At 61.7% G+C, this 24,790-nt stretch carries 32 protein-coding genes and 1 pseudogene; 29 read left to right on the top strand and 4 right to left on the bottom strand.

The genetic code is table 11. The annotated features are described in order from the left end of the window. Positions 1–12: 12 nt before the first annotated feature. From VH569_RS30655 to VH569_RS30590, 14 genes are all read left to right on the top strand, one after another. Positions 13–1,323 carry a hypothetical protein gene (locus VH569_RS30655; protein WP_423320528.1) on the top strand — a complete coding sequence of 437 codons (1,311 nt, stop codon included), beginning with the start codon at positions 13–15 and terminating at the stop codon, positions 1,321–1,323. Between the two features lie 193 nt (positions 1,324–1,516). Continuing rightward, positions 1,517–1,792, top strand: coding sequence for a hypothetical protein (locus VH569_RS30650; RefSeq protein WP_423320526.1), 276 nt, complete (start codon positions 1,517–1,519; stop codon positions 1,790–1,792). 10 nt (positions 1,793–1,802) lie between these two features. Further along, on the top strand, positions 1,803–2,570 hold the full coding sequence (locus tag VH569_RS30645) for a hypothetical protein (protein WP_423320525.1): 768 nt from the start codon (positions 1,803–1,805) through the stop codon (positions 2,568–2,570). 103 nt (positions 2,571–2,673) lie between these two features. Further along, positions 2,674–2,928 (top strand): hypothetical protein, encoded by a 255-nt coding sequence (locus tag VH569_RS30640; RefSeq protein ID WP_423320523.1) that lies wholly within the window; start codon positions 2,674–2,676, stop codon positions 2,926–2,928. 12 nt (positions 2,929–2,940) lie between these two features. After that, positions 2,941–3,123: a hypothetical protein gene (locus tag VH569_RS30635; RefSeq protein WP_042703165.1), complete on the top strand. Its 183-nt coding sequence runs from the start codon at positions 2,941–2,943 to the stop codon at positions 3,121–3,123. Beyond that, positions 3,120–4,118 (top strand): tyrosine-type recombinase/integrase, encoded by a 999-nt coding sequence (locus VH569_RS30630; RefSeq protein ID WP_423320520.1) that lies wholly within the window; start codon positions 3,120–3,122, stop codon positions 4,116–4,118. The genes VH569_RS30635 and VH569_RS30630 overlap by 4 nt, the downstream gene beginning before the upstream one ends. A gap of 1 nt (position 4,119) precedes the next feature. Beyond that, positions 4,120–4,626 (top strand): host-nuclease inhibitor Gam family protein, encoded by a 507-nt coding sequence (locus VH569_RS30625; RefSeq protein WP_423320519.1) that lies wholly within the window; start codon positions 4,120–4,122, stop codon positions 4,624–4,626. A gap of 72 nt (positions 4,627–4,698) precedes the next feature. After that, entirely contained in the window at positions 4,699–5,490 is a 792-nt protein-coding gene (locus VH569_RS30620) for a DNA-methyltransferase (protein ID WP_423320517.1), read from the top strand. Continuing rightward, positions 5,487–5,750, top strand: coding sequence for a hypothetical protein (locus VH569_RS30615; RefSeq protein WP_423320515.1), 264 nt, complete (start codon positions 5,487–5,489; stop codon positions 5,748–5,750). The genes VH569_RS30620 and VH569_RS30615 overlap by 4 nt, the downstream gene beginning before the upstream one ends. 68 nt (positions 5,751–5,818) lie before the next feature. Further along, positions 5,819–6,565 (top strand): hypothetical protein, encoded by a 747-nt coding sequence (locus VH569_RS30610; RefSeq protein ID WP_423320513.1) that lies wholly within the window; start codon positions 5,819–5,821, stop codon positions 6,563–6,565. A gap of 89 nt (positions 6,566–6,654) precedes the next feature. Next, positions 6,655–7,173: a terminase small subunit gene (locus VH569_RS30605; protein WP_423320511.1), complete on the top strand. Its 519-nt coding sequence runs from the start codon at positions 6,655–6,657 to the stop codon at positions 7,171–7,173. Further along, on the top strand, positions 7,157–7,630 hold the full coding sequence (locus VH569_RS30600) for a phage terminase large subunit family protein (RefSeq protein ID WP_423320509.1): 474 nt from the start codon (positions 7,157–7,159) through the stop codon (positions 7,628–7,630). The genes VH569_RS30605 and VH569_RS30600 overlap by 17 nt, the downstream gene beginning before the upstream one ends. Positions 7,631–7,738: 108 nt before the next feature. Further along, positions 7,739–8,041, top strand: coding sequence for a hypothetical protein (locus tag VH569_RS30595; protein ID WP_423320507.1), 303 nt, complete (start codon positions 7,739–7,741; stop codon positions 8,039–8,041). Beyond that, a complete protein-coding gene (locus tag VH569_RS30590) occupies positions 8,038–8,985 on the top strand; it encodes a tyrosine-type recombinase/integrase (RefSeq protein WP_423320505.1) in 948 nt (315 codons plus the stop codon). Before VH569_RS30595 ends, VH569_RS30590 begins: the two co-directional genes overlap by 4 nt. A gap of 45 nt (positions 8,986–9,030) precedes the next feature. Here VH569_RS30590 and VH569_RS30585 read toward each other — a convergent pair whose 3' ends face one another. Further along, positions 9,031–10,044, bottom strand: a complete 1,014-nt coding sequence (locus VH569_RS30585) for a hypothetical protein (protein ID WP_423320503.1) — start codon at positions 10,042–10,044, stop codon at positions 9,031–9,033. Between the two features lie 31 nt (positions 10,045–10,075). Between VH569_RS30585 and VH569_RS30580 the strand changes: the two genes are divergently transcribed. The 3 genes from VH569_RS30580 to VH569_RS30570 are packed head-to-tail and all read left to right on the top strand — an operon-like array spanning position 10,076 to position 11,474. Continuing rightward, positions 10,076–10,411, top strand: a complete 336-nt coding sequence (locus VH569_RS30580; protein WP_423320501.1) for a hypothetical protein — start codon at positions 10,076–10,078, stop codon at positions 10,409–10,411. A 14-nt stretch (positions 10,412–10,425) separates the two neighbouring features. Beyond that, the gene (locus tag VH569_RS30575; protein WP_423320499.1) at positions 10,426–10,944 is read left to right on the top strand and encodes a hypothetical protein; all 519 of its coding nucleotides are present in this window, start codon (positions 10,426–10,428) and stop codon (positions 10,942–10,944) included. 20 nt (positions 10,945–10,964) lie between these two features. Then, positions 10,965–11,474: a hypothetical protein gene (locus VH569_RS30570; RefSeq protein WP_423320497.1), complete on the top strand. Its 510-nt coding sequence runs from the start codon at positions 10,965–10,967 to the stop codon at positions 11,472–11,474. 196 nt (positions 11,475–11,670) lie between these two features. On the opposite strand, the gene VH569_RS30565 is transcribed toward VH569_RS30570, so the two are convergent. After that, on the bottom strand, positions 11,671–11,802 hold the full coding sequence (locus VH569_RS30565) for a hypothetical protein (protein ID WP_423320495.1): 132 nt from the start codon (positions 11,800–11,802) through the stop codon (positions 11,671–11,673). A 576-nt stretch (positions 11,803–12,378) separates the two neighbouring features. Here VH569_RS30565 and VH569_RS30560 point away from each other — a divergent pair. Beyond that, positions 12,379–13,659: a PIN domain-containing protein gene (locus VH569_RS30560; protein WP_423320493.1), complete on the top strand. Its 1,281-nt coding sequence runs from the start codon at positions 12,379–12,381 to the stop codon at positions 13,657–13,659. Positions 13,660–13,683: 24 nt separating this feature from the next. Here the strand turns inward: VH569_RS30560 and VH569_RS30555 are convergent. Both VH569_RS30555 and VH569_RS30550 read right to left on the bottom strand, forming a co-directional pair. After that, positions 13,684–14,431 (bottom strand): annotated as a pseudogene (locus VH569_RS30555) (IS5 family transposase). A 165-nt stretch (positions 14,432–14,596) separates the two neighbouring features. Beyond that, complete coding sequence (locus VH569_RS30550; protein ID WP_423320491.1) at positions 14,597–14,860, bottom strand: helix-turn-helix domain-containing protein; 264 nt, start codon at positions 14,858–14,860, stop codon at positions 14,597–14,599. 125 nt (positions 14,861–14,985) lie between these two features. On the opposite strand from VH569_RS30550, the gene VH569_RS30545 reads away from it, so the two are divergent. The 11 genes from VH569_RS30545 to VH569_RS30495 all read left to right on the top strand — a co-directional run bounded on the left by VH569_RS30545 (position 14,986) and on the right by VH569_RS30495 (position 24,787). Next, entirely contained in the window at positions 14,986–15,798 is an 813-nt protein-coding gene (locus VH569_RS30545; protein WP_423320489.1) for a DUF1376 domain-containing protein, read from the top strand. 101 nt (positions 15,799–15,899) lie between these two features. Next, positions 15,900–16,922 carry a hypothetical protein gene (locus VH569_RS30540; protein WP_423320487.1) on the top strand — a complete coding sequence of 341 codons (1,023 nt, stop codon included), beginning with the start codon at positions 15,900–15,902 and terminating at the stop codon, positions 16,920–16,922. Further along, positions 16,915–17,115: a hypothetical protein gene (locus VH569_RS30535; RefSeq protein WP_423320485.1), complete on the top strand. Its 201-nt coding sequence runs from the start codon at positions 16,915–16,917 to the stop codon at positions 17,113–17,115. Before VH569_RS30540 ends, VH569_RS30535 begins: the two co-directional genes overlap by 8 nt. A gap of 87 nt (positions 17,116–17,202) precedes the next feature. Continuing rightward, positions 17,203–18,438, top strand: a complete 1,236-nt coding sequence (locus VH569_RS30530; protein WP_423320483.1) for a tyrosine-type recombinase/integrase — start codon at positions 17,203–17,205, stop codon at positions 18,436–18,438. A gap of 67 nt (positions 18,439–18,505) precedes the next feature. Beyond that, positions 18,506–20,203, top strand: coding sequence for a terminase gpA endonuclease subunit (locus VH569_RS30525; RefSeq protein ID WP_423320587.1), 1,698 nt, complete (start codon positions 18,506–18,508; stop codon positions 20,201–20,203). Beyond that, positions 20,200–20,433, top strand: a complete 234-nt coding sequence (locus VH569_RS30520; protein WP_423320482.1) for a phage head-tail joining protein — start codon at positions 20,200–20,202, stop codon at positions 20,431–20,433. The genes VH569_RS30525 and VH569_RS30520 overlap by 4 nt, the downstream gene beginning before the upstream one ends. Then, entirely contained in the window at positions 20,433–22,028 is a 1,596-nt protein-coding gene (locus VH569_RS30515) for a phage portal protein (protein ID WP_423320480.1), read from the top strand. The genes VH569_RS30520 and VH569_RS30515 overlap by 1 nt, the downstream gene beginning before the upstream one ends. A 14-nt stretch (positions 22,029–22,042) precedes the next feature. Next, entirely contained in the window at positions 22,043–22,882 is an 840-nt protein-coding gene (locus VH569_RS30510; protein ID WP_423320478.1) for a S49 family peptidase, read from the top strand. Then, positions 22,879–23,394 (top strand): hypothetical protein, encoded by a 516-nt coding sequence (locus VH569_RS30505; protein WP_423320476.1) that lies wholly within the window; start codon positions 22,879–22,881, stop codon positions 23,392–23,394. The genes VH569_RS30510 and VH569_RS30505 overlap by 4 nt, the downstream gene beginning before the upstream one ends. After that, positions 23,391–23,750, top strand: a complete 360-nt coding sequence (locus tag VH569_RS30500; protein ID WP_423320474.1) for a head decoration protein — start codon at positions 23,391–23,393, stop codon at positions 23,748–23,750. The genes VH569_RS30505 and VH569_RS30500 overlap by 4 nt, the downstream gene beginning before the upstream one ends. Before the next feature lie 11 nt (positions 23,751–23,761). Next, positions 23,762–24,787, top strand: a complete 1,026-nt coding sequence (locus tag VH569_RS30495) for a major capsid protein (RefSeq protein ID WP_423320472.1) — start codon at positions 23,762–23,764, stop codon at positions 24,785–24,787. Positions 24,788–24,790 lie beyond the last annotated feature (3 nt).

Below are 24,790 nucleotides of genomic sequence, written 5' to 3'. Positions count from 1 at the left end.
TTGGATGTTAAAATGAATTATCATGACTATATAACAAAATACAAATATATGGATAAGGCCATAAATAAACGCAATAGATTTTCAGATATATTTATTTTATTATTTGCGTTTATTTTTATATTATTGCTTATGCCGGTATCATTCATCATGCTGGATGATTTTGGCTTAATTAGCTATGCGCCAATGCATTTTTCTTTTTGGCTAACTTTGACGTTCTCGGTCTTATTCTTTTTGCCATCGGTAGCAAAAATTTTCCATATACAATTAAGAATTGCACTTGTAATCGTAGGAACTGCATTGGTAACTGCTGCACTATCACTATATGAACATATATTAGAAAACGGAATTTTAGAAAAAATAGAATGGGCTTATGCAACGATACCCCGGCTATTTGCCTTTTTCATCGTCGTAGGCGGTATGTTGTGGACAGCGCATGCCCTTAGAGAACCCATAAAACAGAGTATTCGGCGTCGTTGGTGGAATATGGGTGCTTTAGATAGTTCTAAAGCGCCGGATTGGGATGGCATACTTGATATGTTGTGTAATGATTCATGCGATCCGATGGAATTGGAGGAAGGCGGTCTTTATCCTGTTGATAAAAATGAGGTTAGAATTGATTTTTCTGTTGCATCAACTGGTTCTTTTTTCTTGTTACTAGCCGTTGGAACTATATTTGGAATTGCTATTGATTACATCTTGTATCCTCGCCTTCCGACCATCTTTGAGCCAGATGAGCAATTTAATAAGCTTGCAAGCCTTTCTGGCAATCTGACGGCATTCCTCGCGTTAATCGCGGCTGCTATAAGCATCGTGTTTACTTACCAACAACTTCAAGCCAAGGTTCGTGCGGACAGCCGCCAAGCATGGGTAACAAAGGTACGAAAACTCACATCAAATGTGTTGGCACACATCTATGACGTTTCCATGCATGGTCGTTCCAGTAATAAATTTGAATATTTTAACAAAGCACGCACACATTTAGAACTGCACCTCAATCCAGCAGAAAAAGATCATCGGCTTCTTATGCTTCTAATTCGTGCATGCGGGTACCCCGAAACAACAATTTTTAATGACCAGTACACGGCGTATCGATTAGCCAGCAAATTTGATGAATGGAGTTCTAGCAGAAAAGATTATTACGCTATTAAAGAATGCACAGTTCTAAAACTTATTATAGAAACCTACAAAACTAATGATAATAAATCTGCCATTAGAAGAAGGATAATTGTAAGAAATAATTCTGACATAGTAATTTCTTTTGTGTTTAAGCTTTCGCATGCGATTTTAAAACGTGAGTGGGAGCGCGTTAGATATATTCGATAAAAAACTGATTTTCTCGATATGATTTGAAATTTTATTTTGAGAGACTTTGTTTTAGCTTTGATTAAGCTTGGGTTGTGAAATAAACCGCTTGGCAAGTAGTTTGTGGAAAGGAATTGGTAATCCTTTTGGGCAAACAATCCTAACACCCCCCGGTGCGATGCCGTCATGCCGGGGGTTTGCCTGGAGGTTGCCCATGTCCAAACCCGCGCCGCTGATGCCGTTGTTCCTCGCCTACCAACATTTGGCCGGCTGCGCGGAGTGCGAGGCGGCCGACCGGCTGCGGGGCAGCTTGGAGCACGCTCTGGCGGCTGGCGAGGTGATCTCCGCCGACGATCTGTTCGCCAAGGCGCGCTATCTGCAGGATTGCGGGCGGATCGACCCCGGCCTGATTCCGATGGAGGCTCTGGACACGCTGGTGGCCGGGGTGGCCCGGCTGCTGGGGCCGGGACTGTCCCAGGCGGCGGCGTGAGGGCCGGACCATGGCCATCGCCTTTGCCCACTGCGACACCCGCCGGCGCCTCGACCTTGAAGCCCTGGTGACCTGGGCGTTGCGCGATCAGCAGGCCGATCGCGTCCAGTCCGGCCTGTTCGACATCGAGGCCGCGGCGAACGATCACGGATGGGAACCGCAAGGGGTGAGCGGCGACGGCGTGGCCGAGTTGCTGCGCCGCCATGAGACCGGCGACCGGGTGGACGGCGGCGGACCGGTGCGCGGCATCGCCGTGACGGTCCATCCCGATGCCGAGGCGATGGCCAACGCCGTGGGGTGGCTGGACCCGTGGCAGCGGCGCCTCGTCCGCTTCCATGGGCGATCGGGCACCCGGCCGGACTGGCTGCCGCTGGTGCCGCCCATGGTGGGGGTGAAGCGGCCGAGCGAGGCGCGCGGCCGCTACCGGCATGTCACAGCCGAGCGGTGGGAGTTCGTGCCGACCCGCTCGGAACTGGCCAAGCGCTATGTGCTTCGCGGACAGTCGCTCTTCGACGCCCGCGGGCAGCGCCGGATCGTCGAGGAAGAGCGCGGCTTCCACTTCCGCACCTTCGGCGATGGGCGCCGGCAGGTGCAGGTGAAGTGGTGCCCGCTGGAGCCGGCCCACAGCGATGCCGAGATCGTCGAGGCCAACACCGACTATGCCGGCTGGCACGCCGGCATGACGGAACTGCTGGAGCGTGTCGGCGGCTGGGGTTTGCGCGATCATGTGCTCACCGGTTTCACCGCCCCGGCGACGCCATGGGAATATAGTCCTTGACGAAAGGTCAATTCCTTGACAGGGTGAGCGGGACGAATTGCGTGTGACCGAAGGCCCGCCCGGCAGTTGCCGCGGCGGGCCTTCTGCTGTCCGGGGGCTGGCCATGCGGACCGAATGGGACGGCGTGCTGTGCCTTCAGCTCGGCCCGGTGGATCGTCATTTCGCCGTGCGCATCACCTACCAGGGCGGACCCTTCCGCGCCGACATCGAGGCCATCGAGATCCGGACCGCGCAGGGCTGGATCCGGGCGCCCTGGCTGATCGATCTGGTGGAGGAGTGCGCGCCTCTCTTCGACATGCTGCGCGATCATGCCGCCGGCCGGCTGGCCGATGCGCGGGCAGTCGCGCGGCTTTCCTGACAGGACAGCAGGATGGACGAGCTGATCCGCGAGGCGGTCGCCGCCGGCGCCGGCCTCACCCGTTACAGCGACCCGGTGGCGGTATGCCCGTCGGATGGCGCGGTCGCGTTCTTCGGCCAGCAGGTCGCGGCGATGCTGCGCGAACTGCCGGAGGACATGACCGTGGCCGAGCTGCGCGACGCCATCGACGGATGAGCCTTCCCGTCCTTCCGGGCGATCCGGCCGGACAGGACGTCAGCGACGCCCGCCATGTCCCGGCGCTGCGGCTGGACCGCATCCAGGAGCACCTCCTGGACGCCTTCTATGCCGGGCGCTCGGCCAACACGGTGCGGGCCTACCGGCGGGACCATGAGGACTTCCGGACCTTCGTGGCCCGGCAGGATGGGCTCGCCGCCTTCGCCGCCACCGCCGAGCAGGCGGTGCGGATGCTGCTGGCGGTGGAGCACGGACAGGCCAACGCCCTGGCGCTGGGCTACCGCACCGACATGGTGCGGCGGCAGCTTCAGCCCGCGACCGTCAACCGCCGGCTGGCGGCGCTGCGGTCGGTGGTGAAGCTGGGCAACACGCTGGGCCTGGTCAGCTGGACGCTGGACGCGGAGAACGTCGACTCTGCCCCCTACCGCGACACGCGGGGGCCGGGGCGGGACGGCGTGCGGGCGATGGTGGCGCAGGCCAAGGAGCGCACCGACGCCAAGGGCCTGCGCGACACCGCCATCGTCCGGCTGCTGCACGACGTGGCCCTGCGCCGCGGCGAGGTGGTGTCGCTGGACCTGGAGCATTACGAGAGCCGGCGCGGCACCGTCGCGGTGCTGGGCAAGGGGCGGACCCAGCGCGAGCGGGTCACCCTGCCGGCCGCCACCAGGGCGGCGCTCGAGGCGTGGATCGCGGTGCGGGGGAAGGACCCCGGGCCACTGTTCCATCGCCTCGATGCCGCTGGCCGAGGCACAGGGCGCCTGACCGGCACCGCCGTCTATGACGTGGTGCGCGAGCTGGGCGCCGGGGTGGGCATCGCCACCCGGCCGCACGGGCTGCGGCACTCGGCCATCACCGCGGCGCTGGACGCCAGCAACGGCAACATCCGAGCGGTGCAGCGCTTCAGCCGGCACCGCAACGTCCAGACCCTGCAAATCTACGACGACAACCGCGCCGATCTGGCTGGCCAGATGGCGGCGCTCATTGCGGAGGATTGACATGGGCGAGACTGTCGCCGCTCCGGTGCGCAGGGTGCGCACCCAGGACCAGGCCGCGGCCGTTGTCGGCCGGATCGGCACTGCGCAGGTGCAACTGGGCCGGCTGAAAGCCTCGCTGGACGTGGCTGTCGCACAGGCCAACCTCGCCTATGAGACGGCGGCGGCGCCGCTGCGCGCGGCCATCGTCGCCGACACGGAGCTGCTGCGCGGCTACTTCGACGCCAACCGGGCCAGCCTGCTGACCGGGGCCAAGAAGTCGGTGGCGCTGTCCACCGGCATGATCGGTGTGAAGAAGACGGCGGCCAAGCTGGTGGTGGCCGATGTCGACGCGCTGCTGACGCGGCTGGAGGAGGATCGCAAGCTGCGGCGCTTCATCCGCACCAAGAGCGAGGTCGACCGGGCGGCACTGCTGGCGGAGCCGAAGGTGGCGGTGACCATCGACGGCGTGTCCATCGAGGGGGGCGAGGACGCTTTCTTCGTCAAGCCGCTCATGGTCGGAACGCCCTGAAATCGAGCTTGCGAAAATCGGCATTATCGCAAGCTGACCCCTGAAAAACGGTTGAAATCCAAGGGTTTCGCAATGACCTCCCAATCCGTGACGATCGGCGCCGCGACGCTGATGCTGGGCGACTGCATCGAGCGGATGCGGGAGCTTCCCGACAGCTCGGTCGGCCTGGTGCTAACCGACGTTCCCTATTCCAGCGGCGCCACCCGTGAAGCCGGCCGCACCGCCTACGGCAAGACCATGACGCGGTCGACCAAGGGCGGTGGTGACCGGTGGTTCGGATCGGACAGCCTGAGCACGCGCGGATTCCTCCACCTGCTGCGCAGCTGCGCCATGGAGTGGCAGCGGGTGCTGAAGCCGGGTGGCCATGTGCTGGCCTTCATCGACTGGCGCATGGGCGACCATCTGGCCGATGCCATCGACGGCGGCCAAGCCGCGCTGTTCCTGTCCGGCCATGCCGCCGACGCCATGGAAAGCGCCGACCTGAAGCGGGTGGGGCTGCTGGTGTGGGACAAGACCTATTTCGGCATGGGGACGCACTTCCGTCACCAGCATGAGCTGATCCACCACTTCACAAAGGGCAAAGGCAGCGAGCCGCTGCGCCGGAACGTCGCGAACGTGCTGCGCCATGCGCCGGTGCGGTTCGGCGCCCACCCGACGGAGAAGCCGGTCGGGCTGCTGGCCGAGCTGATCGGCACCGTCTGCCCGCCGGGCGAGACGGTGCTCGACCCGTTCTTCGGCAGCGCGTCGGCCGGCCATGCCGCCCTGACCACGGGCCGGCGCTTCATCGGCATCGAGCGCGACCGGCGCTATTTCGAAGCCGGCTGGCAGCGGCTGGCCAACCTCACCGAGGAGCTGGCGGCATGACCATGCATCTGGAGGACGTGATGCACGGCCTCACCGCCCGCACCGCCACCGACGGCGTCATCGTCACCATCGGCGGCACCATGGGCTGGTGGCTCGACGCCCTGCATGGGCCGGCGCAGGAACTGGCCTTCTGGGGCACGGTGGCGCTGGTGGCCGGGCGCCTGGTGCTGCTGGCACTCGACGTCCGGGACCGCCTCCGCCGGCCATCCAAAGTGTTCACGCGTGAACACTTTGACGGGGATCGCACCCCCAAGCCGTAGGGCGGTTTCAGCCACTCCAAAGTGTTCACGCGTGAACACTTTGCCCCAAGACCGAGGGCAGGAACACCATGGCCGACGCACGGATCCGGGGCTCTGCCGACCGGGTAAAGGCGGCGCTGCGCCAGTACGGCGACCAGCTCACCCGCTACGCGCTGCCGATGGCGCTGACCAGGACGGCGCAGGACGCCAAGCTGGCGGTGCAGCGGGCGCTGCCGGAAACCTTCGACCGGCCGACGCCCTACACGATCAAGTCCACCTTCGTCCGGCCCGCCACCAAGGCGGACCCGGTGGCCTGGGTGGGCTTCAAGGACGATGCCGGCAAGGGCACGCCGGCGGCGCGTTACCTGCTGCCCAACGTCGAGGGCGGGCCGCGCCGGGACAAGCGGATGGAGCGGCAGCTGCGCGCCGCCGGCCTGCTGCCGGCCGGCATGTTCGCCGTTCCGGGCGAGGAGGCCCGGCTGGACGCCTACGGCAACATGCGGCGGTCGGAGGTGGTGCGCATCCTGTCGCAGACCCGGGCCTTCGGGGAACAGGGCTACACGGCCAACCGGAGCGACAGTGCCCGCAGCAGGAAGAAGCGGCGGCGCAACGGCTACTTCGCAGCATTGCCGGGCAACGCCGGCGGGCTGCCGCCGGGCATCTACCAGCGCGACGGCGCCGACGCCCGGCCGGTGGTGATCTTCGTCCGGGCGCCCAGCTACCGCCCGCGCTTCCGCTTCCACGACATCGTCGAGCGGGCGGTGCGGGCCAACATCGGCCGGCGGCTGGAGGAGGCGGTGCGGACGGTCAACGCCCGCTTCGCCGCCCAACGGTGACGGGTCCTTCCGGGGGGTACCACCCACGAGGGTAATTCGGGCCGCACCGGTCCACCCTCTGAGAAATTTTCGGATCGAGGTTTTTGTTTATGTCCAAACCGGGCCAACGGGTGAACCGGGCGGAGCTGGCCGACCTGTTCGGCGTCAGCCTGCCCACCGTCGACGCGTGGGTGCGCGACGGCTGCCCCTTCGCGGAGAAGGGGGCCAAGGGCCGGGAATGGGCCTTCGCGACCGCCGACGTTCATCGCTGGCTGGTGGACCGCGCCGTGGCCGACGTTGCCGCCGGCTACGAGGGCGAGATCGGCGTCATCACCGCCGACGAGGCCAAGCGCCGCAAGGCGGTGGCCGATGCGGTGGTGGCCGAGATCAAGGCCGACGAGGCGCTGAACGAGGTGGTGAACCGCCATGAGGCCGCGGCCGACGTCGCCGGCTTCTGCATCTCCCTGCGCACCGGCCTGTCCAACGCGGTGGCCAAGATCGCCGGCCGCGCCGCGGCGATGACCGGGGCGCCGGAAATCCAGGCGATGGCGGAGACGGAAATCAATCGGGCCTTCGACGCTGCCCGCGACGAGCTGGTCAAGAGCTGGGGCGATGAGCCGGGGGCTTGAGGCGGCGGCGCGGGTCAGCGCCCACCGTCACGGCGATTACCGGACCGGGCGGGGCGAGCTGCGCCGGGCGCTGCTGGCCCTGTTCGAGGGCAGCCTGAAATTCCAGGAGCGCATGAGCGGCTCGGTGTGGGCCGAGCGCTTCGGCTGGATCCCGAAGGGCACCGGGGCAGAGCACGGCAAAGTGACGCTCTACGGCTACCAGCGCGGTCTGGTGGATGCCATGTGCGATCCGGCGGTGCCGCTGCTGACCGTGCTGAAGGCGGCGCGTGTCGGCTACACGCGCTGCGCCACGCTGGCGGTGGGCTACCACCTCCACCAGGACCCGACGCTGTGCGCCATCGCGCAGCCGACGATCCCGGATGCGGGGGACTCGTCCTCTGAAAGAAATCTGAAATCTCTGTTCTATATCAACCTCTTATCCCCCGGCCCCTCTCTGTGGTCGGGGGTTTCTGTTTGAGCGGCACCTTCTCATAAGGCTTTGATTTTCCCTGATTTCCGCAGTTGCACGGCTTCTCCGTGCGACAAAGCCGCGACATGGATGCAACAAGAGCAAGGAGCAAAGTGCATGGAAAGCCATCGGCTTGAGACCCCTCCCGAGGATGCCAGTGCGACAATGGCAGGGGTGTGCGGGGTAGACTCGGACCTGCTCTATGGAATGCCGGCCATCGCCCGGCACCTCAACATCCGACCGCGACAGGCGCACCACCTCAAAGAAAAGGGCGGGCTGCCGATATTCGATCTGGGCGGCGTGCTGTGCGCGCGGCGAAGCACGCTCAACGCCTGGATCGCGGATCGGGAAAGAACGGTCCGTGCCGCCGGCCCGGTCAAGGTGAAGAACAGCGGTCCGCGTGGTCGGAGGGCAGCATGACCGGCTCTGCTGTTGTCATCCCGGCGCCGCCCGTGGCACTGGCCCTGAGCGATCTACAGGCGCACCTCCTCGACGCGTTCTTCGCCGGCCGGAACGCCCGCACGGTCGCGGCCTACCGCCGGGATCTGGAGGACTGGCGCACGTTCGCCGGCGCCGCCAACATGGACGCCGCCGCGCGGGCCATCCTGGCGGTTTCCCATGGGCAGGCGAACGCCTGGGCGCTCGCCTACAAGGCCGCGATGATCGAGCGGGGACTCCAGCCGGCCACCGTCAACCGCCGCCTCGCGGCTCTACGGTCGCTGGTGAAGCTGGGGAACACGCTGGGGCTGGTGTCGTGGAGGCTGGAGGTGGAGAACGTCCCCAGCGCGGCCTATCGAGACACACGCGGTCCTGGCCGTGACGGCGTGCGCACGCTCTTCGAGCTCGCCGCGCAGCCGGGCGGTTCGAAAGCGTTGCGCGACGTCGCGGTGCTGCGGCTGCTGCATGACGTGGCGCTGCGGAGAGGGGAAGTGGTCGGGCTTGACCTGGCGCACTACGACCCGCGTCGAGGCACCGTCGCCATTCTCGGCAAGGGGCGGACAGAGCGGCAACTCGTCACCCTTCCGCCGGCTGCCCGCGCAGCGGTCGAGGCATGGATCGCTGCGCGCGGCAGTGTCGCCGGCCCGCTGTTCACCAACCAGGACCGCGCCCGCAAGGGAAGCGGCCGGCTGACGGACTCGGCCGTCTATCGGCTCGTGCGTGGCCTGGGAAAGAAGGCAGGGATCAAGGCGCGTCCGCATGGGCTTCGGCATTCAGCCATCACGGACGCGCTCGACCGGACCAACGGAAATATCCGCGCTGTGCGGAAGTTCAGTCGTCACAAGGATTTCAACGTTCTTGTCGTATATGACGACAATAGATCGGACCTCGCTGGAGACATTGCCCGGCTGGTTTCAGAGGATTGAGCTAGATCGTGAGCACGAAAACTATAATTATCATGCACATAATACTTAGGAACCGGATTTTGACCACATTCCACACCCCTTCGATAGGGCGGAGGCCTGGGCTTCGATGTATGTTCTTTCGAAATCACTGCCAGATAATACCTGGGGGTCGATCTTTGCGCGTCCATTCTCAAGCAGAATGGTCGCTACGTCGTTTTGTTGGTCGTTTGTGTCATTATTGATTGCGCATACCCACTTATCAACACTATCTGAAGGCTGAAAGCAAAACCCACTCAATTTGTTTTCCTTTGATACGCGTTTCGCTACCTGCATCAAATTGATGGCCGCAGCGTTAATTTGAGTATCATTGAAACTGTCAATAAGAATTCCAAAAATATCAAAGTATCTCACTGAGGAAGATGCATCTTCAATGAGCGCAATTTTGCTACCTTCTACAGGGATTATCATCCCATTCACAGAATTATGTGTCTTTCCAATGGATATTGCACGACCGGGTGCTTCGCAGCGGCTATCAACATCTTTGTAGTCGATAAGGTACTTCCGATCAATGAACATGGGATGGTTGTCATTGAAGGGGATCATGGCGCTAAAAGGAAGTCCTACATCGCTAGCAGATTTCCTCAAAGCGTCATCGTAATCTGATGCTTTCATTTCTTTCTTAAACGGCTGAATTGTCGCCATTTTCATCACAGATGCGGCGCCAATAGTGATCTGAATTAATGTGCTTACTGTCCATAACGATAATGCAAACGCAATAATTCCTCTAAATATTATTGTCCCAAATGTTGGCTTTAACTCTTTCTCGATGATAACAGTAACAGCAAAAAACAAAAGAGAAGATAGCGCGAACCAAGTAAACAAAATATATGATGAAACACGAATAGGAACTTCTGTGGATGAATACCATCCAGAGATGCAGGCGATAGATAATGCTCCTGACGAGACCATGCACACTCTAATTACGACCTTAACGTGATCGTAAAGGTATTCAACTCCTTCTCGAACATATGGCTTGTCAATTTTTTGTGTAAGACTTAGCAAAAATCTTAGTTTTTCCATTTTTACTTTCCTAATGCAAGGAGGTTCTAAAGTGAGAACTTACGATAGCACAAAATTGCGCCACATTGAGGAGCGACTCGCAAGCCACACGGGCGTCGCAAACGGTCTGTCCGAGAAATACCGCGCCATCGCACTCCGTCGCATGGATGCAGACAAAGAACTCGGTGAAGCCAGTGCATGCTCCTACCGTAGCCGGGATAAAGCCTTGTTGGCAGAGCTCGGGAAGAAGGCTGTGAAGCTCCTTCAAGAGGAAAACGCGGTTGCGGAGCAGGTTGGAACCGCTCGCCAACAGGCGGATCGCCTCAAACAGCTGGTTGCCCGCCTCAAAACTCACATCCAGAAAACCGGCGCGCTGCCGCGCGATTGAAGGGAACGGCCATCATGACGCTTTCCACCGCGCTTGCCAGCATCGCCGATGCGCGCAAGGCAATCGAGACGGAGATCGCTGCGCTTCGCCGCCGCATCACCACGACCAAGCATGAGATTGAAACCATCAGCCGTGCACCGCTTCCTAAGGAGGAGGCTCTCGCGAAACTGGACGGTGTCCTGGCCGGCTTTGACAGTTATGCCGCGAACGTTCACGCGCTCGTATCCCCAACAGCCAAGGTCGGGATCGATGATCTGCTGCTGAGCCACTATCCCGAACGGACTTTGCTTTGGGCTGTTGCCCTGACCATGCGGGACCGCTTGGCGGAGTCCATCACTGAATACCTTGCGGACAAGCCGGCCGGATTGCCGCACGCTGCACGCGAAGCCAAGCTGGCAACGCTGGAGGCGTCTCTGCTGAAACTGGAGCGCGACGAAGAGAAGCTGATCGAGCATGCCGGCGCCGCCGGGTTTGAGATCATGCGCCGAGTCGATGCGGATCCCCGTGCCGTTCTCGACATTATCGAAAGCTGAGGCTTGCCATGTTCCGACACATGCTTGCGCATCTGAACCCTTTCGCCTCTCGCGGGGCCGGCGCCAAGGAAGCTCCCAAACGGGCGCTGAGCCCGCCCGGCAAGCCTGCCGGGCGGTTCAGCTTTGCCGATTATGTCCAACGCTCCATGGGGCGCACAAGCGGCGGGAACCGTGGTGCGGTCGATGGCGGCACCCGAGTGGGATCATCGGACGAAAACAAAGCCGAGAGGGACCGCTGGCGGACCGTCTTCGCATCACCAGAAGCACAGGATCGACCTGACGCGGCCTGCACCATGCTCGCAACATCGAACCTGCCGCCTGCCAAGATCATCGCTGCTTTGGTGGGGATACCGAAGCCGATACGGGGCAATCCGGAAATGATCGCCGCGATGGATGCTTTCCATATCCCCAAGATCGGCGCTACCTACGAGGGGCCGGCTCTGTCGGAAGATCAGCAAGCAGCCCATGCCGTGCTTGCCAGCCTGAACCAGACCCTCCATCCGCTCAACCGCCTGGACAGGAAGGCGTGATCAGGTCGGGAAGGCGATAGCTGTGCGAGCTTCCTGATTGCCTCCGCTGGGCGTGGGAGGACTGGTCGACGCCAATACAGACGGTCGACGGGCCCTTCCAGGGCCGCACCGCGCCGGGACAAACGGGTGGAGCGCGAACCGCGAGCCACCGGCCCTGGATGTTCGCCGTTCCGGGCGAAGAGGCCCGCCTTGAGACCTACAGCATCATGCGGCGGCCGGAGGTGGTGTGCATCCCGTCGCAGACCTGGGCCTTCGGGGAGTTGGGATATACCGCCAACACCGCCAACCAGAGCGACAGCGCCCGCAGCAGGAAGAAGCGGCGACGCAACGGCTATGTCGTCGCTCTGCCGGGTAATATCGGCAGGCTGCCGCCGGGCATCTACCAGCGCGACGGCGCCGACGCCCGGCCGATGGTGATCTTCGTCCGGGCGCCAGAGCTACCGCCCGCGCTTCCGCTTCCACGACAGCGTCGAGTGGGCGGTGCGGGCCAACATCGGCCGGCGGCTGGAGGAGGCGGTGCGGACGGTCAACGCCCGCTTCGCCGTCCGGCAGTGACCGGCCAGCCGACCGCCGCGGGTCCTTCCGGGGGCACCCCCCAGCGAGGGTAATTCGGGCCGCACCCTCACACCCGCTGAGAAAATTTCTAGACACGCTTTTTGTTTATTTCCAAACTTCGGTTGGGTTGACCGGTTCGCGGGAAGACGCGCACATTGTTGTAGCGAGATGCTACTTATTGTAATGTTCCTACACAGACTTTCTCTGTGCCTGTCTGATGGACGGTTTGAGATGGTGTAATTGAAGGATGAATTTCTCCAGTAAATATGTAGAAAATCCACATCGAATGTCTCAATGACTTGTGGGAAGTCTGTATATAAGAACGAATTTTTGCAATGTGGAGAACATCATGAGAGCGGGCTTTGAAGAATATTTCGATTTGACTGAGACAGAATTTAAGGAGCTGTGGGGGTCTGCCACTTTTGTGTTCGACACTAATGCGCTTTTATCTCTTTTCAGAGATAAGAAATCTACATCTGATGAGCTCATGAAGATAATAAATAGTATATCGTCTAGAGTTTGGGTGCCTCATCAAGTTGCAAGTGAATTTCATAGGAACAGATCTAGTGTAATAATAGGAAATAAGAAAATATATTCTCCTCTTCGCAATTCTATTGAAGCTGGTAGGAAGGCTAGTTTAGAGTCTCTTGAAAAATATATATCAGATTTTAAACATCATCCAGTTATGAGTGGCTTAGAAGCTCTTGAATTTATAAATGATAGCTTTAACTCAATGCTCAAAGAAGTGGATGTTAAAGAAAATGCGGCTCCTAGCAGCGAAGATTATTTAGGAATACTAATTAATATTGTTGGAATTCTTGATAAAAGGACTGGGACGCCTTATGATAGTGAGGTAATGGAGGAGTTAATTAAAGAAGGACAGGAAAGATTAAGTAGAAAAGAGCCTCCTGGATATATAGATTACAAAGAAAAGGAAGGAGAGTCTCTCGATAAGAGGCTTGGTGACTATATAATCTGGAGGCAGATTATTGACCACGCAAAACAAAATTACAGAAGCGTTATATTTGTAACTGATGATGTTAAGGAAGATTGGTGGAGGAAGGTGAAGGGCGAGAGGATTGGCGCAAGATTGGAACTGGTTAGGGAGTTTAGGCAGAAGGTCGGCGCGACTTTTTATATTTATACTCGGCATGCCTTCCTAGAAAGAGCGCGGGATTATCTAAACGTATCTGTAAGTGATGAAACAATAGAGAATGTCAGATCGACTGTTCCGTCGAAGGCAGACGAAGCGGTTGTCAGCGACAAGAGCAAAAATGTTGGGTGGGGTGAGATATCTACGGAAACTCTTTTTGGCGCAATCTCTGAAGGCGGCGATTTCGTAAGCGACATAAGGAAAAAGAAGGATACGTTTAATAGGTTAAAGAGAATTCTTGAGGAAAAGGTGAGGAAAAGGGATGAACTTATAGGTCTTATTGCCCAGATGAATGGGTGGCTAGAGTATAGTAATGAAAAGGGCAGAAATAACTTTGAAAATATCATAGCTGTTTTAACAGAACAAAGAATAACTGAGGCAAAAAATGAAATATCTGATATAGTGGCGGATATAGAAGGATTAAATCAGAGAATTTATAGAGACCCAGACTACCGTGGTTGGATTCAAAATGAGTGATATAGATCTTATTTATTTTGGCATTTATTTTAGATGGCAAGCGGTATTTGCCGCGATGTGGGCAGTTGCCATGAGGTTGGTGGCGGAGCGGTTATAGCGGGAGGCGATGCAACGGAATTCCTTGAGATGTCCGAACATGCGCTCGATGACGTTAAGGTTCCGGTAGAGGTAGGGAGAGAGGCAGTTTTTTCAGCGCTTGTTGGCCCGTGGCGGGATGTTGGGCCTTGATCCTTCGGCGAACAGCGGCGCTGTCGTAGCCCTTGTCACCGTGCAGGAGGTTGCTGGAAGGTATCCGGTCGGGCAAACGGTCGGCGGCGGTGGAGTCGGCAACCTCACCGCCGGTCAGCAGGAAGGCGAGCTGTCGACTGCATAGATCGTTCAGGGCGTTGATTTTCGTGATTCTCCCACCTCGGGACGGTCCGATGGCCTGGGCATGCTCTCCCCTTTGCTGCCGCCCGCCGAACGCTGGGCGCGCACTGCCGTGGTGTCGATCATCACCTGAGCCGGTGGTCCACCCGCTGTGGCCAAGGCAAGGAAGGTGTCTTCCCAGACGCCCTTGGCCTTCCAACGGACTAAGCGGTTGTAGAGCGTCTTCGAGGGCCGTGGACCAGCGGAGCATCCACACATCGCACAACCCGATTTCCGGACATTGAGAAGATCCCGCTAATCACATGTCGCTTATCCACGCGCGACTTACACGGGTGCCGCTCGGAAGATACGGCTCAGGCCACCCAAGCTGCTCCACCGTCAGCCAGGACTGACCATCGCTCATCATAAAGCTCATTCCCAGGCCGTTGCATCACAACCGTTCCATCCGGAATAGTCCCTTTATGGGGCCGAACCCTAACATCTCGCCATCTGCCAACAGTTGCTGGAAACTGGATTTCTTATTGCCTCTATCGGAACCGTAAAGTCATTGAGCCTATGTTTAGGCGCCTCAAAGCTGGCTATCTTGTTTCCCGTCGGCTTTTTTTAATCTGACGCCAGGACCTTCGCCATTCTCGTCAATAAAAATAACGCCTGCGGCTTCTAAAGCTCTGCGAATTGCTCGGGCTGTTGAGCTTCTGGCTTCTGTTTCTCCCCCCTCCAGACGAGCAAGCGTTCTCGTCGTTGTGCCTGCCGCTTCGGCTAGAGCTTCACGAGTCCAACCGATCAAGGCACGTGCTGCTCTAAGCTGTCCGGGATGAATGTCCTCTGACATGACATTTCCTAATTGCAATGTCATGTATTGTGACATAGCGTATGCATTGTGACAAGCAGCCGGGCAGGGAAGGTGAAAGCTTCCCATGCCTAGCCTTACCAAAAACCGAACTGGAGTTTCGGATCATGGCTGATTCCGAGAATACCACAGCTTTGCCTAGAGCCAGCGACTTCCTGCCGCCAGTCCCGCCTACACTGGACCTTCGTCGTCTCTGGTGGATGAAACTTGACGTCACCGCCTTGCTGAACAGCACATTTAACATGACGGCCGATGATACGGGATGGCGCTGCGGTATCACCCTCTACATGAAGGCATGGCATCAGGTGCCCGCCTCGAGCCTTCCTGATGATGATGCGATGCTGTGCCATATGGCCGGCTTGGGGCGAGATCTGGAAACATGGCGTCGCGTCAAGATGACCGCTCTGCACGGCTTTACCAAGTGCAGCGATGGTCGCCTGTATCACCCATTCCTGGCGGCACAGGCTTTGGAGGCATGGGGTGAATTCGAGCGGATGAACGCCCGCCGAACCAAGGATCGTGAGCGCAAGCGCACTCGCGGAAATGTCGAAGAGGCGTCCGAGGGATTTCCAGCGGAAAAATCGCTACAGGACAAGACAGAACAGTCTCCCCCCTCCTTCCCCCAAGACGGCGCCGCCGGAATTGACCTCGCTAACTCGGCTTCGATGGGTAGCGACAGGAACGTCTTGGAACGTCGGCCAAGAACCCGTGAGGACGGACGAAAAGGGCGTCTGCGTTCCGCTCCTGATCGGGTGTCGGATGCGGATGCGCAATGGCGCTGCCGCTTGGCTGTGGGGCCGGAAAAGCCCTGGCTTTCGTCGTGGGGACCGCAGCCGGGCGAGCCTGGATGCGATGCGCCTGCCGCCTTGGTCGCGGCCAGCCCTTGGGGCCAGCGTTTATCCGCAACTGCTGCCGAGTGAGCCCGACATGAGCAAAGCCAATCTGGTGTTGGGCTGCGTAGCCGAATTCCAGCCCTCGTATGAGGCGCTTGGCACGGTCCGCGATACTCAGGAGGTGGCCCATGGGTGACGCCGCCCTGTCGATCACTCCAGCGCGGCCGGCGCCGACGCGGCGCGCTGTGCTTGCCGGGGGTGTAGCGTTTACCGCGGTTCCCGACGCCAGGATCATGCCGCCGATCGGCATGGCGAAGGGCGCTCCGGTGCGGGATCCAGTGGTCGATCTCTGGTCCCGCTACATGGCGTTGGAAGCCGACGTCGAGGCGGCTTGGACCCTTGTTGAGGCAGCAAAAGCGCGGCTGCCCGGATGGGCGCGGGAGGCTGGGTGGCCGGTCTGGACTGATGCCATGATCGCGGAGCATCGTCTGCCGGAAGCATGGACGCAGCCCGGCTTGGCAGAACTGGTGAGGCTTCACCGGGAGCGGCTGTGGCATTGTCCAATCGGAGACAATGCAGCCCGCATGCAGTGTGCGGTGGAGCATCGGGCACGTGTCCGCGCCTGGATTGCCCGAGTGCGTGAACAGCGACAACTCCGAAACGTTGCCGGCATTCCCGAGCTGGTGGCGCAGGCAGAAGCACTGTGGGATCGCCGTAGCGCCATCGAAGCGGAGATCCTGCGCACTCATCCCCTGACTGTGCCCGGTGTGGTGTGCAAGCTTCTGGTCTGGCGGGACAACCTCGATGGCCTGGACGAGGATGGGGCCGGCTTCACCGACGACATTGTCCTGTCGGTTCTGGCCGACCTTCAAGCCGGCGTCGCCACTGGTGCATCTTCTCTGCCGCTGAACGCCGCCGGGGACGATGTCCGCTTTCTCGCATGGGAAGCCGAGTTGGCAGAGTTGTTGAGCCGGCGCTTCGAGGTGGACGAACCGTCAATGCATCACAGACGGGTCGACGCGCTGGAGCGGTTGATCGCCTGGACGCCAGCATCGGGGCATGTGGGTGCCCTGGTGAAGCTGCGACGGCTGGTTTGCCCAAGGCTGGGTCTGTTCGCCTGTGGACATCGGACGGACGGAGACACCGAGGCGATGATCCGCGACGTAATGCGGGTGATTGCCGCGCACGTCGCGGATGGCTCCGATGGATGAGCGCCGTTCCGCCCTACTGGACAAAGCCGTCGGGCTTCTTGCGGCGGTGTTTCGCACCATGGACCCGAAGGACAGGGACAGCCTTCTGGAGCTAATGGATCAAGCAGGTAATGCGTCCGGGCCTGACAAGGAACGCTTGATGAAATTGATCCACGAGCGCCTCAAGAGCCACAACAATGGTAATTGCTCGTAAAAAAATCCTGTCATAGATACAGCGCTATCACCCACTCTTTTGGGGTGGAGCGGTGGCGCTTCTATGCAGAAGCATGGAGAAGTTCACATGGCATCTGTACGGAAACGTGAGTGGCAATACAACGGCGAAGTAAAAACCGCTTGGGTTGTAAACTATACAGACCAGTCTGGGAAGCGCCGGTTGAAGACGTTCGACCGGAAAAAAGAGGCAGATGCATATCGGCTAAAGGTCGAAACGGAAATAGAAAAAGGTGAGCACACGGCAGATGGATCGTCCGCAACTGTCGCCCGAGTCTGCGATCAATTCATAAAAAGCGCAGAGGAACGCTATAAGGCAGGTTCTATTGGGACGTCAACATTTTACAAGTATAGGCTGGCTGTCGATAGGTACATTATTCCCGCAATTGGGAGCCGTAGATTTAACTCGCTGTCATGGTCTGATCTGGAAGCTCTTCAAAGGGGGTTTTCTAAAGTATCTCCTGCGACAGCAGAGGGATATCTTACCACCCTGAAAATGATTGAGGATTATGCGATCCGGCGAGGATACACTAAGAAGAGAATAGTAAGAGATTATCGACTGGATTTTGCATCTTCAAAAAAGAAGAAAATTCGGATACCGGCTATCGAAGAAATACTTTCTATATTGAAGGTTGTCGATGAGAGGCCGAGAAACTATGTTATTCGCGGCCATATGCTTCTCAGGTGCTTTGTCCATCTGGCCGCTTTCTGTGGGCTGCGATATGGTGAGATTGCTGGGCTGACTAAGGATAATATTGATCTGGACAATAGAATAATAATGGTCCGCCATTCTCTCACAAGTTGGGACGAATTGAAGGAGCCAAAGACGGAGGCTGGAGTTAGGAACGTTCCAATACCGGCCCATATCGTCGCCCTATTGAAAGAGTGGATTGAGAAGCACCAATTGATCAATGAAAGAGATCTTGTGTTCCGTACGAGCACTGGATGTCCTATCAATTCTGGAAATTTCCATACACACTTTTGGCATCCTCTGTTAAAGCGGGCAGGGCTGTATTCAACCGATGGGGACCAACTCCATTTTCATGCACTTCGTCACTTTACGGTGTCGTTTATGCTCAACCAGGGCATTCCGGTAACGGAAGTGTCTCGACATGTCGGGCACAGTCGTTCGGACATCACCTTGAACACCTATGCTCATGCGTTGGCAAATGACGGGCAGAGGCAAGAAGCGATGGACCGCATTGCAGATGTGTTATTGGATCGAGCGCGCGTCGCTCCCCAACCGACCTCAATGGAGCGCATCGGCGAGCGTAATCGCAAGGATCAGGCGCGACCTGCGGAATAGCACGGATGGTTCCGGCCGCGACAAGAGCGCGACATAGATCATTAAAGCTTTGATATAGAACAGATATATTCCAGATGCGGAAGACTTCGGCAGCGGGGAAATCGCCCCGATGCTGCGCGATACGCCGGTGCTGAAGCCACTGATGCGGCCGACGCGCAAGGGGGAGAAGCAGGACAACGCCACCTTCTACCAGCTGAGCAACGGCGCCAGCGTCCGCGTGGTTGGGGCCGCGTCGGACGATGCCTTCCGCCGCTACTCGGCCCGCTTCCTGTTCGCCGACGAAATCGACGGCGACGGCTGGACGCCCGGGGCCAAGACCCAGGGCGACAAGCTGAAGCTGTTCTGGACGCGCGGCGAAACCTTCTGGAACCGCAAGCAGGTGCGCGGTTCCACTCCGCTGCTGTACGAGACGAGCCGGGTGTGGAAGCTGTGGCTGGCGTCGGACCAGCGGCGCTACTTCGTGCCGTGCCCGCAATGCTCGGATGCCGCCGGCCAGCTCGATGGCTGGCAGTATCTGGACTGGGGCGGGCCGGACGTGCCGCACGGGCTGAAATGGAGCCTGGACGCCGAGGGCACCCTGGACAAGGTGTGGTACGTCGGCACCTGCGGCTGCATCGTCGAAGAGCGCCACAAGGCCTGGATGGACGCCAACGGCGAATGGCGCCCGACCGCCAGGGCGAAGGTGCCCGGCCATGTCGGCATGCACCTGTGGACGGGCATGTCGCTCAATCCCAACGCCGCCTGGACGGTGATCGTCCAGGAATGGCTGGAGGCGCAGGCCGATCCGGCCAGCTTGGTGCAGCCTTTCATGAACCTGCGGCTGGGCCGCCCCTACCGGGCGATCTACGGGCAGGAGGTCAAGAGCAGCAGCTTCATCGACCGCATGGAGCCGTACCCGGCCGAAGTGCCGGCGGGGGTGGAGTTCATCACCGTCGGGGTGGACGTCCAATCCGGCAAGGTCAACCCGCGCCTGGAGGCCTCCGTCTATGGCTGGGGCCGCGGGCTGGAGGTCTGGCTGATCGGTCATTTCGTCTTGGCCGGCGACCCGGCCAAGGGCGAGGTGTGGGCAGCGCTGGACGAAGGCGTGCTGCTGCGCCGCTTCCGCAAGCCGGACGGCACCACGCTGGACGTGCGGGCCACCTGCATCGACAGCGGCGGCCACCACACGCAGGAGGTCTATGCCTTCGCCAACAAGCGCCGCTCCCGGCGGGTGTGGGCGATCAAGGGCCGCTCGGAAAGCCGTGGCCAGCGGGCCAAGGTGTGGCCGCGCAAGCCGTCCAGCAAGCTAGGCCATGTCTGGTACATGATCGGCGGCAACGCCGCGCGCGACTGGGCCTATGGCAGCCTGGCTGTGGACAAGATCGGGCCGCGCCATGTGCATTTCCCGCAAGCCGCCATCGATGGCGCCCGCGAACTGGACGACGAGTTCTTCGCCCAGCTCACCCGGGAGAAGCTGATCGTTCCGCGCGGCCAGCAATACACGGTGTGGGTGAAGCCGTCGGAAGCCCACGAGGCCGGGGTGTGCTTCGTCTACGCCTACGCCGCAGTGTGCGGCCTGCAGGCGCTGTCCGGCAAATACGTGAAGCTGGGCGAGGCCGAAGTCGATGCAGCGCCCGCTGAAGCCTCCAGTGATACCGACACGGAACCGACGCCGGCCGACGCGATCGCCGCGGCGGTGGCCCGGGCGCGCCGGCTGAGCCAGCCGGCCGTAGCCGTCCAACCGGCGCCGCCGTCCTCGACCGACAAAGGGGAACTCTACCTATGACCGACGTCACCACCCTGGAGGCGTGGCTCGCCGACGCGCGGGCCGCGCACCATGCCCTGCGGCTCGGCCGGCAGACGGTCAGCGTGCGCTTCGGCGACCGCGTGGTCGAATACGCGCCGGCCAACGCCGCCCAGCTGGCCGGTTACATCGCCTCGCTGGAACGCCAGATCGCTGCGGCCAAGGGCCGGCGCGGTCCGGCGGTGTCGCCCTATGTCCGGATCGTCGGCTGATGGCCACCGCTCCCGTCATCCTCGACCAACACGGCCGGCCGATATCCCAGGTCGAGATCCGGCGGGCCCGGGCGCAGGCGGCGATGGGCGCCTTTCTCGCCGGATCGAGCAACGCGCCCGAGCTGCGCGACTGGACGCCGGCGGCAGGCTCCCCCGATGCCGACCTCGACGGCGACCGCCAGACCATCGTCGCCCGTGCCCGCGACCTGGAGCGCAACGACGCGCTGGTCTCCGGTGCCGTCCAGTCGCTGAAGGACAGCGCCATCGGCTTCGGGCTGGATTTCCAGTCGATGCCGGACTATCGCGCGCTGGGCATCGGCCGTGACGAGGCGCAGGAGGCCGCCCGGCGCATCGAGTCCATCTGGCACGAGTGGAGCGAGGACCGCGACGCCTGCGACGTCACCGGCCAGCTGCCCTTCGGCGCGATGCTGCGCCAGTCGGTGCAGTCCGACCTCGTCGTCGGCGAAAGCCTGCAACTGGCGCTGTGGCTGCCGGAGCGGCAGCGCCGGCTGGGCAGCCGCTTCGCCACCGTCATGCAGACGGTGGAGGCCGACCGCCTGTCCAACCCGCAGGACCGCATCGGCGATCCGCGCCTGCGCGACGGTGTCGAGATCGACGAGTACGGGGCACCCGTCGCCTACCATGTCCGCAGCACCCACCCGGGCGACCTGTTCATGCCGTGGGCGATGGCGGCGGCCGAGTGGCAGCGGGTGCCGTTGCGCGGGCCGGGCGGGCGGCGGGTGGTGATCCACTCCTTCGACCAGAAGCGGCCGGGCCAGCACCGCGGCGTGTCGGTCTTCGCGCCGGTGATGACCGAGTTGAAGCAACGCGCCCGGTTCCAGCGGGCCGAGCTGCAGGCGGCGGTGGTCAATGCGGTGATCGCCGCGGTGCTGGAAAGCCCGGCCGACGGGCAGACGCTGCTGGACCTGTTCGGGGACGCCAACAGCTACATGGACATGCGCAACGCCCAGCCGTCGGTCCAGCTCGGCATCGGTCCGGGCGGCGCCATCCCGCGCCTGCTGCCCGGCGAGACGCTGAAGGGCTACTCGTCCAACCGCCCCAGCGCCGGCATGGACGGGTTCGTCACCACGGTCAGCCGGCTGATCGCCACCGGCATCGGCATGACCTATGAGACGTTCATGCGCGACTTCTCCAAGACCAACTACTCCAGCGCCCGCGCGTCGCTGCTGGAGGGTTGGCGCTTCGTGCTGTTCCTGCGCATGCACAAGACCCTGACCTGGTGCCGGCCGACGCTCGACCTGGTGCTGGAGGAAGCGGTGTGGCGCGGCTACCTCGACCTGCCGGGCTTCTCGGAAAGCCGGGCGCGGCGGCAGGCGTGGCTGCGCGGGGTGTGGCGCGGTCCGGCCCGTGGCTGGGTGGACCCGGTGAAGGAAATCACCGCCGCGGCGATGCGGGTGCGGCTGGGCATCTCCACCCTGCGTGACGAGGCGCTGGACCAGGGCCGTGATCTCGACGACCTGCTGGACCAGATCGCGCTGGAGCAGGAGGCGTTGAAGGCGCGCGGGCTGACCCTGCCCGAGGTCAACTTCATGCCCACCCCGGACCAGCCCGAGCCGGCCGCCGCCGGCGCGTAACGGAGCCATTCGACATGCTGAAGACGATGCAGCCCGTGCTGGTGTCCCCAGCGTGGGCCGAGACCGCGGCTGCGCGCCTGGTGCAGCTGACCCAGGCTGGGGCCGAGCTACCAGCCGGCTGCTATCGGCTGGGTGAGGTCAACGGCACCCGCCGGCCCTACGAGGTCGACCAGGGCGTGGCGGTGGTGTCGGTGGCCGGGCTGCTGGTGCCCAAGCTGGGATACATCGGCAGCAGCTGGGCCACCGGCTATGACGGGCTACGCTTCCAGCTCGCCCATGCCTTCGCCGATCCGGACGTCCGCGCCATCTGCCTCGACATCGACAGCGGCGGCGGCATCGCCCAGGGCTGTTTCGACCTGGTGGACTGGATCGTCGCCACGAAGACGGCGACGGGCAAGCCGGTGGGGGCCATCTGCAGCGAAGAGGCCTATTCCGCCGCCTACGCCATTGCCTGTGCCGCCGACAGCATCGCGGTGCCACGCACCGGCGGCGTCGGGTCGATCGGCGTCTGGCTGATGCACTGGGATTATTCCCGGATGCTGGAGGAGGCCGGGCTGACGCCGACCATCGTCCAGTCCGGCGCCCACAAGACCGACGGCCACCCCTATGCCGCGCTGCCCGAGGCGGTGCGTGCCGAGTGGCAGGGGCAGGTCGACGCGCTGCGCCAACTCTTCGCCGAAACCGTCGCCCGCGCCCGCGGGCTGGACGTGGCGGCGGTCCTCGCCACCGAGGCCCGCTGCTTTGAGGGGCCGGTCGGCACCGCCGAGGCCGTGCGCCTTGGGCTGGCCGATGCGGTCCTGCCACCCGACCGGGCCTTTTCGGCCCTGGTGGATCATGTGAGGGAAAATCAGTGAAGACGTTCAGCTTCGCTCACCTGAACCCCTTCGGCCGCTCCAAGGCGGCGGACGGGGAGACCCAGGCGGGCACCGACACCACGTCCAAGGCCGGCGAAGAGTCCGGTCAGCAGGACCAGGAAGACGACAAGGAGAAGCCGGCAGACGGTGACGAACCGAAAGCCGGTGACCAGCAGGCCGCCGCGCCAAGCGAGCGCGAGCGCTGTGCCGCCATCTTTGCCGCACCCGCCGCCGCTGGCCGCGTTCAGCTCGCCGCGCATCTCGCCTTCAACACCGACCTGACGGTCGAGGCGGCCTGCGCCGCCCTGGAGGCTGCACCCATCGGCGCCACCGCGCCCGGCGCCTCTACCGGCAACCCGCTGGCGCTCGCCGCCATGGACGCCCACCCCAACCCGACCGTCGGCGCCTCCACCGACGCCGGCACCCTGAGCGACGACGAGAAGGCCGCCGCCGCGGTGCTGGCCAGCATGGCCGCCGTCGGGCTCATTGCGAAGAAGGACGGCACCCGATGACCTCCGCCAGCTTCTCCTCCCAGAGCAATCAGCCGCTGCCGTCCCTGATCGGCGGTGACTTTCCGCGCGTCACCCGGCTGGTGACCGTCGCCAGCGGCGTCAGTGCGCTGCCTGCCGGTGCCGTGCTCGGCCGCACCGGCGGTACCAGGCGCTTCGTCCTGTCGGTGGCCATGGCCACCGACGGCACCGAGAAGCCCTGCGCCATCCTGGCCGAACCGGTCGATGCCGCCGCCGGCGACGTCGAGGCCATCGCCTATTTCAGCGGCGAATTCAACCCGGACCAGCTGACCTTCGGCGTCGGGCACAGCGTGGCGACGGCGGCCGATCCGCTGCGCGACGTGTCGATCTTCATCTGAGGACCCCACCCATGGACATCTATTCGACCATCGCCATGCTGGGGGTGCTGCGGTCGCTGCGCGCCAAGGCTCCCCGCTTCCTGCTGGACATGTTCTTCCCGCTGGCCAGCTTCAGCGACACCGAGAAAATCATTTTCGACGTCGAGGTCGATGACATCGAGGTCGCACCGTTCGTCTCGCCGCTGGCTGCCGGCCGCGTCGGCACCGACACCGGCTATGAAACCAAGATGTTCGCCCCGGCCTATGTGAAGCCGCTGCACGACATCAAGCCGGACGAGCCGCTGCGCCGCCTTGCCGGCGAACCGCTGGGCGGCGCCCTGTCGGCCGCGGCGCGCGAACAGGCGATCCTGGGCGCCAAGCTGCAGCGCCAGCTGACCCAGATCCTGCGCCGCAAGGAGGTGATGGCGGCCGAGGTCCTGCGCACCGGCAAGTGCGTGGTGAAGGGCGAGAAGTACCCGGAGGTCCTGGTGGACTTCCAGCGTGACGGCGACCTGTCGCTGGTGCTGTCCGGCGGCGCCCGCTGGGGCGAGTCCGGTGTGTCGCCCTATGCCGACGTGTCGGAATGGATCGACCTGGTGGGGAGCAAGTCCGGCGCCGCGGTCAATGTCGTGGTGATGGACGCCAAGGCCTGGGCCCTGTTCGAGGCCGACCCCAAGCTGGAGAAGGTGCTCGACCGCACGCTGGGGCAGGCCGCCATCGTGCAGATGGGCTTCCAGCCCGGCGTGCCCGGCACCCCGGTGTTCAAGGGCCGGATCGGGATGGTTGAGTTCTATACGTACAACGACACCTACACCGAGGACGGCGTCGCCAAGCCGCTGCTGCCGGATCATACGGTGCTGCTGGGCGCCACCGGCGCCATGGAGGGCACCCAGGCCCATGGCGCCATCCTCGACCCGCGCGCCGGCTACCAGGCCCTGGAGATCTTCCCCAAGAGCTGGATCGAAGAGAACCCGGGCCGGCGCCTGCTGCTGAGCCAGTCGGCGCCGCTGGTCTACCCGCGGCGTCCCAACGCCTGCATGGCCGCGACGGTGAGGTGATCC

The sequence above is a fragment of the Azospirillum sp. 11R-A genome (assembly GCF_049472615.1).
In the GTDB taxonomy this organism is placed as follows: Bacteria; Pseudomonadota; Alphaproteobacteria; order Azospirillales; family Azospirillaceae; genus Azospirillum; species Azospirillum palustre.
Note: the sequence above shows the minus strand (reverse complement) of the source record. Positions and strands in the feature narration are given on the sequence as shown.

What these genes read in the sequence shown, in the direction of transcription:
- VH569_RS30535 (WP_423320485.1), top strand. Translation starts at nt 16,915, where the DNA reads ATGGATGAGCGCCGTTCCGCCCTACTGGACAAAGCCGTCGGGCTTCTT.
- VH569_RS30575 (WP_423320499.1), top strand. Translation starts at nt 10,426, where the DNA reads ATGACGCTTTCCACCGCGCTTGCCAGCATCGCCGATGCGCGCAAGGCA.
- VH569_RS30600 (WP_423320509.1), top strand. Translation starts at nt 7,157, where the DNA reads ATGAGCCGGGGGCTTGAGGCGGCGGCGCGGGTCAGCGCCCACCGTCAC.
- VH569_RS30615 (WP_423320515.1), top strand. Translation starts at nt 5,487, where the DNA reads ATGACCATGCATCTGGAGGACGTGATGCACGGCCTCACCGCCCGCACC.
- VH569_RS30595 (WP_423320507.1), top strand. Translation starts at nt 7,739, where the DNA reads ATGGAAAGCCATCGGCTTGAGACCCCTCCCGAGGATGCCAGTGCGACA.
- VH569_RS30530 (WP_423320483.1), top strand. Translation starts at nt 17,203, where the DNA reads ATGGCATCTGTACGGAAACGTGAGTGGCAATACAACGGCGAAGTAAAA.
- VH569_RS30540 (WP_423320487.1), top strand. Translation starts at nt 15,900, where the DNA reads ATGGGTGACGCCGCCCTGTCGATCACTCCAGCGCGGCCGGCGCCGACG.
- VH569_RS30640 (WP_423320523.1), top strand. Translation starts at nt 2,674, where the DNA reads ATGCGGACCGAATGGGACGGCGTGCTGTGCCTTCAGCTCGGCCCGGTG.
- VH569_RS30500 (WP_423320474.1), top strand. Translation starts at nt 23,391, where the DNA reads ATGACCTCCGCCAGCTTCTCCTCCCAGAGCAATCAGCCGCTGCCGTCC.
- VH569_RS30585 (WP_423320503.1), bottom strand. Translation starts at nt 10,044, where the DNA reads ATGGAAAAACTAAGATTTTTGCTAAGTCTTACACAAAAAATTGACAAG.
- VH569_RS30605 (WP_423320511.1), top strand. Translation starts at nt 6,655, where the DNA reads ATGTCCAAACCGGGCCAACGGGTGAACCGGGCGGAGCTGGCCGACCTG.
- VH569_RS30510 (WP_423320478.1), top strand. Translation starts at nt 22,043, where the DNA reads ATGCTGAAGACGATGCAGCCCGTGCTGGTGTCCCCAGCGTGGGCCGAG.
- VH569_RS30495 (WP_423320472.1), top strand. Translation starts at nt 23,762, where the DNA reads ATGGACATCTATTCGACCATCGCCATGCTGGGGGTGCTGCGGTCGCTG.
- VH569_RS30560 (WP_423320493.1), top strand. Translation starts at nt 12,379, where the DNA reads ATGAGAGCGGGCTTTGAAGAATATTTCGATTTGACTGAGACAGAATTT.
- VH569_RS30520 (WP_423320482.1), top strand. Translation starts at nt 20,200, where the DNA reads ATGACCGACGTCACCACCCTGGAGGCGTGGCTCGCCGACGCGCGGGCC.
- VH569_RS30550 (WP_423320491.1), bottom strand. Translation starts at nt 14,860, where the DNA reads ATGTCAGAGGACATTCATCCCGGACAGCTTAGAGCAGCACGTGCCTTG.
- VH569_RS30590 (WP_423320505.1), top strand. Translation starts at nt 8,038, where the DNA reads ATGACCGGCTCTGCTGTTGTCATCCCGGCGCCGCCCGTGGCACTGGCC.
- VH569_RS30645 (WP_423320525.1), top strand. Translation starts at nt 1,803, where the DNA reads ATGGCCATCGCCTTTGCCCACTGCGACACCCGCCGGCGCCTCGACCTT.
- VH569_RS30610 (WP_423320513.1), top strand. Translation starts at nt 5,819, where the DNA reads ATGGCCGACGCACGGATCCGGGGCTCTGCCGACCGGGTAAAGGCGGCG.
- VH569_RS30545 (WP_423320489.1), top strand. Translation starts at nt 14,986, where the DNA reads ATGGCTGATTCCGAGAATACCACAGCTTTGCCTAGAGCCAGCGACTTC.
- VH569_RS30655 (WP_423320528.1), top strand. Translation starts at nt 13, where the DNA reads ATGAATTATCATGACTATATAACAAAATACAAATATATGGATAAGGCC.
- VH569_RS30635 (WP_042703165.1), top strand. Translation starts at nt 2,941, where the DNA reads ATGGACGAGCTGATCCGCGAGGCGGTCGCCGCCGGCGCCGGCCTCACC.
- VH569_RS30625 (WP_423320519.1), top strand. Translation starts at nt 4,120, where the DNA reads ATGGGCGAGACTGTCGCCGCTCCGGTGCGCAGGGTGCGCACCCAGGAC.
- VH569_RS30630 (WP_423320520.1), top strand. Translation starts at nt 3,120, where the DNA reads ATGAGCCTTCCCGTCCTTCCGGGCGATCCGGCCGGACAGGACGTCAGC.
- VH569_RS30515 (WP_423320480.1), top strand. Translation starts at nt 20,433, where the DNA reads ATGGCCACCGCTCCCGTCATCCTCGACCAACACGGCCGGCCGATATCC.
- VH569_RS30570 (WP_423320497.1), top strand. Translation starts at nt 10,965, where the DNA reads ATGCTTGCGCATCTGAACCCTTTCGCCTCTCGCGGGGCCGGCGCCAAG.
- VH569_RS30620 (WP_423320517.1), top strand. Translation starts at nt 4,699, where the DNA reads ATGACCTCCCAATCCGTGACGATCGGCGCCGCGACGCTGATGCTGGGC.
- VH569_RS30650 (WP_423320526.1), top strand. Translation starts at nt 1,517, where the DNA reads ATGTCCAAACCCGCGCCGCTGATGCCGTTGTTCCTCGCCTACCAACAT.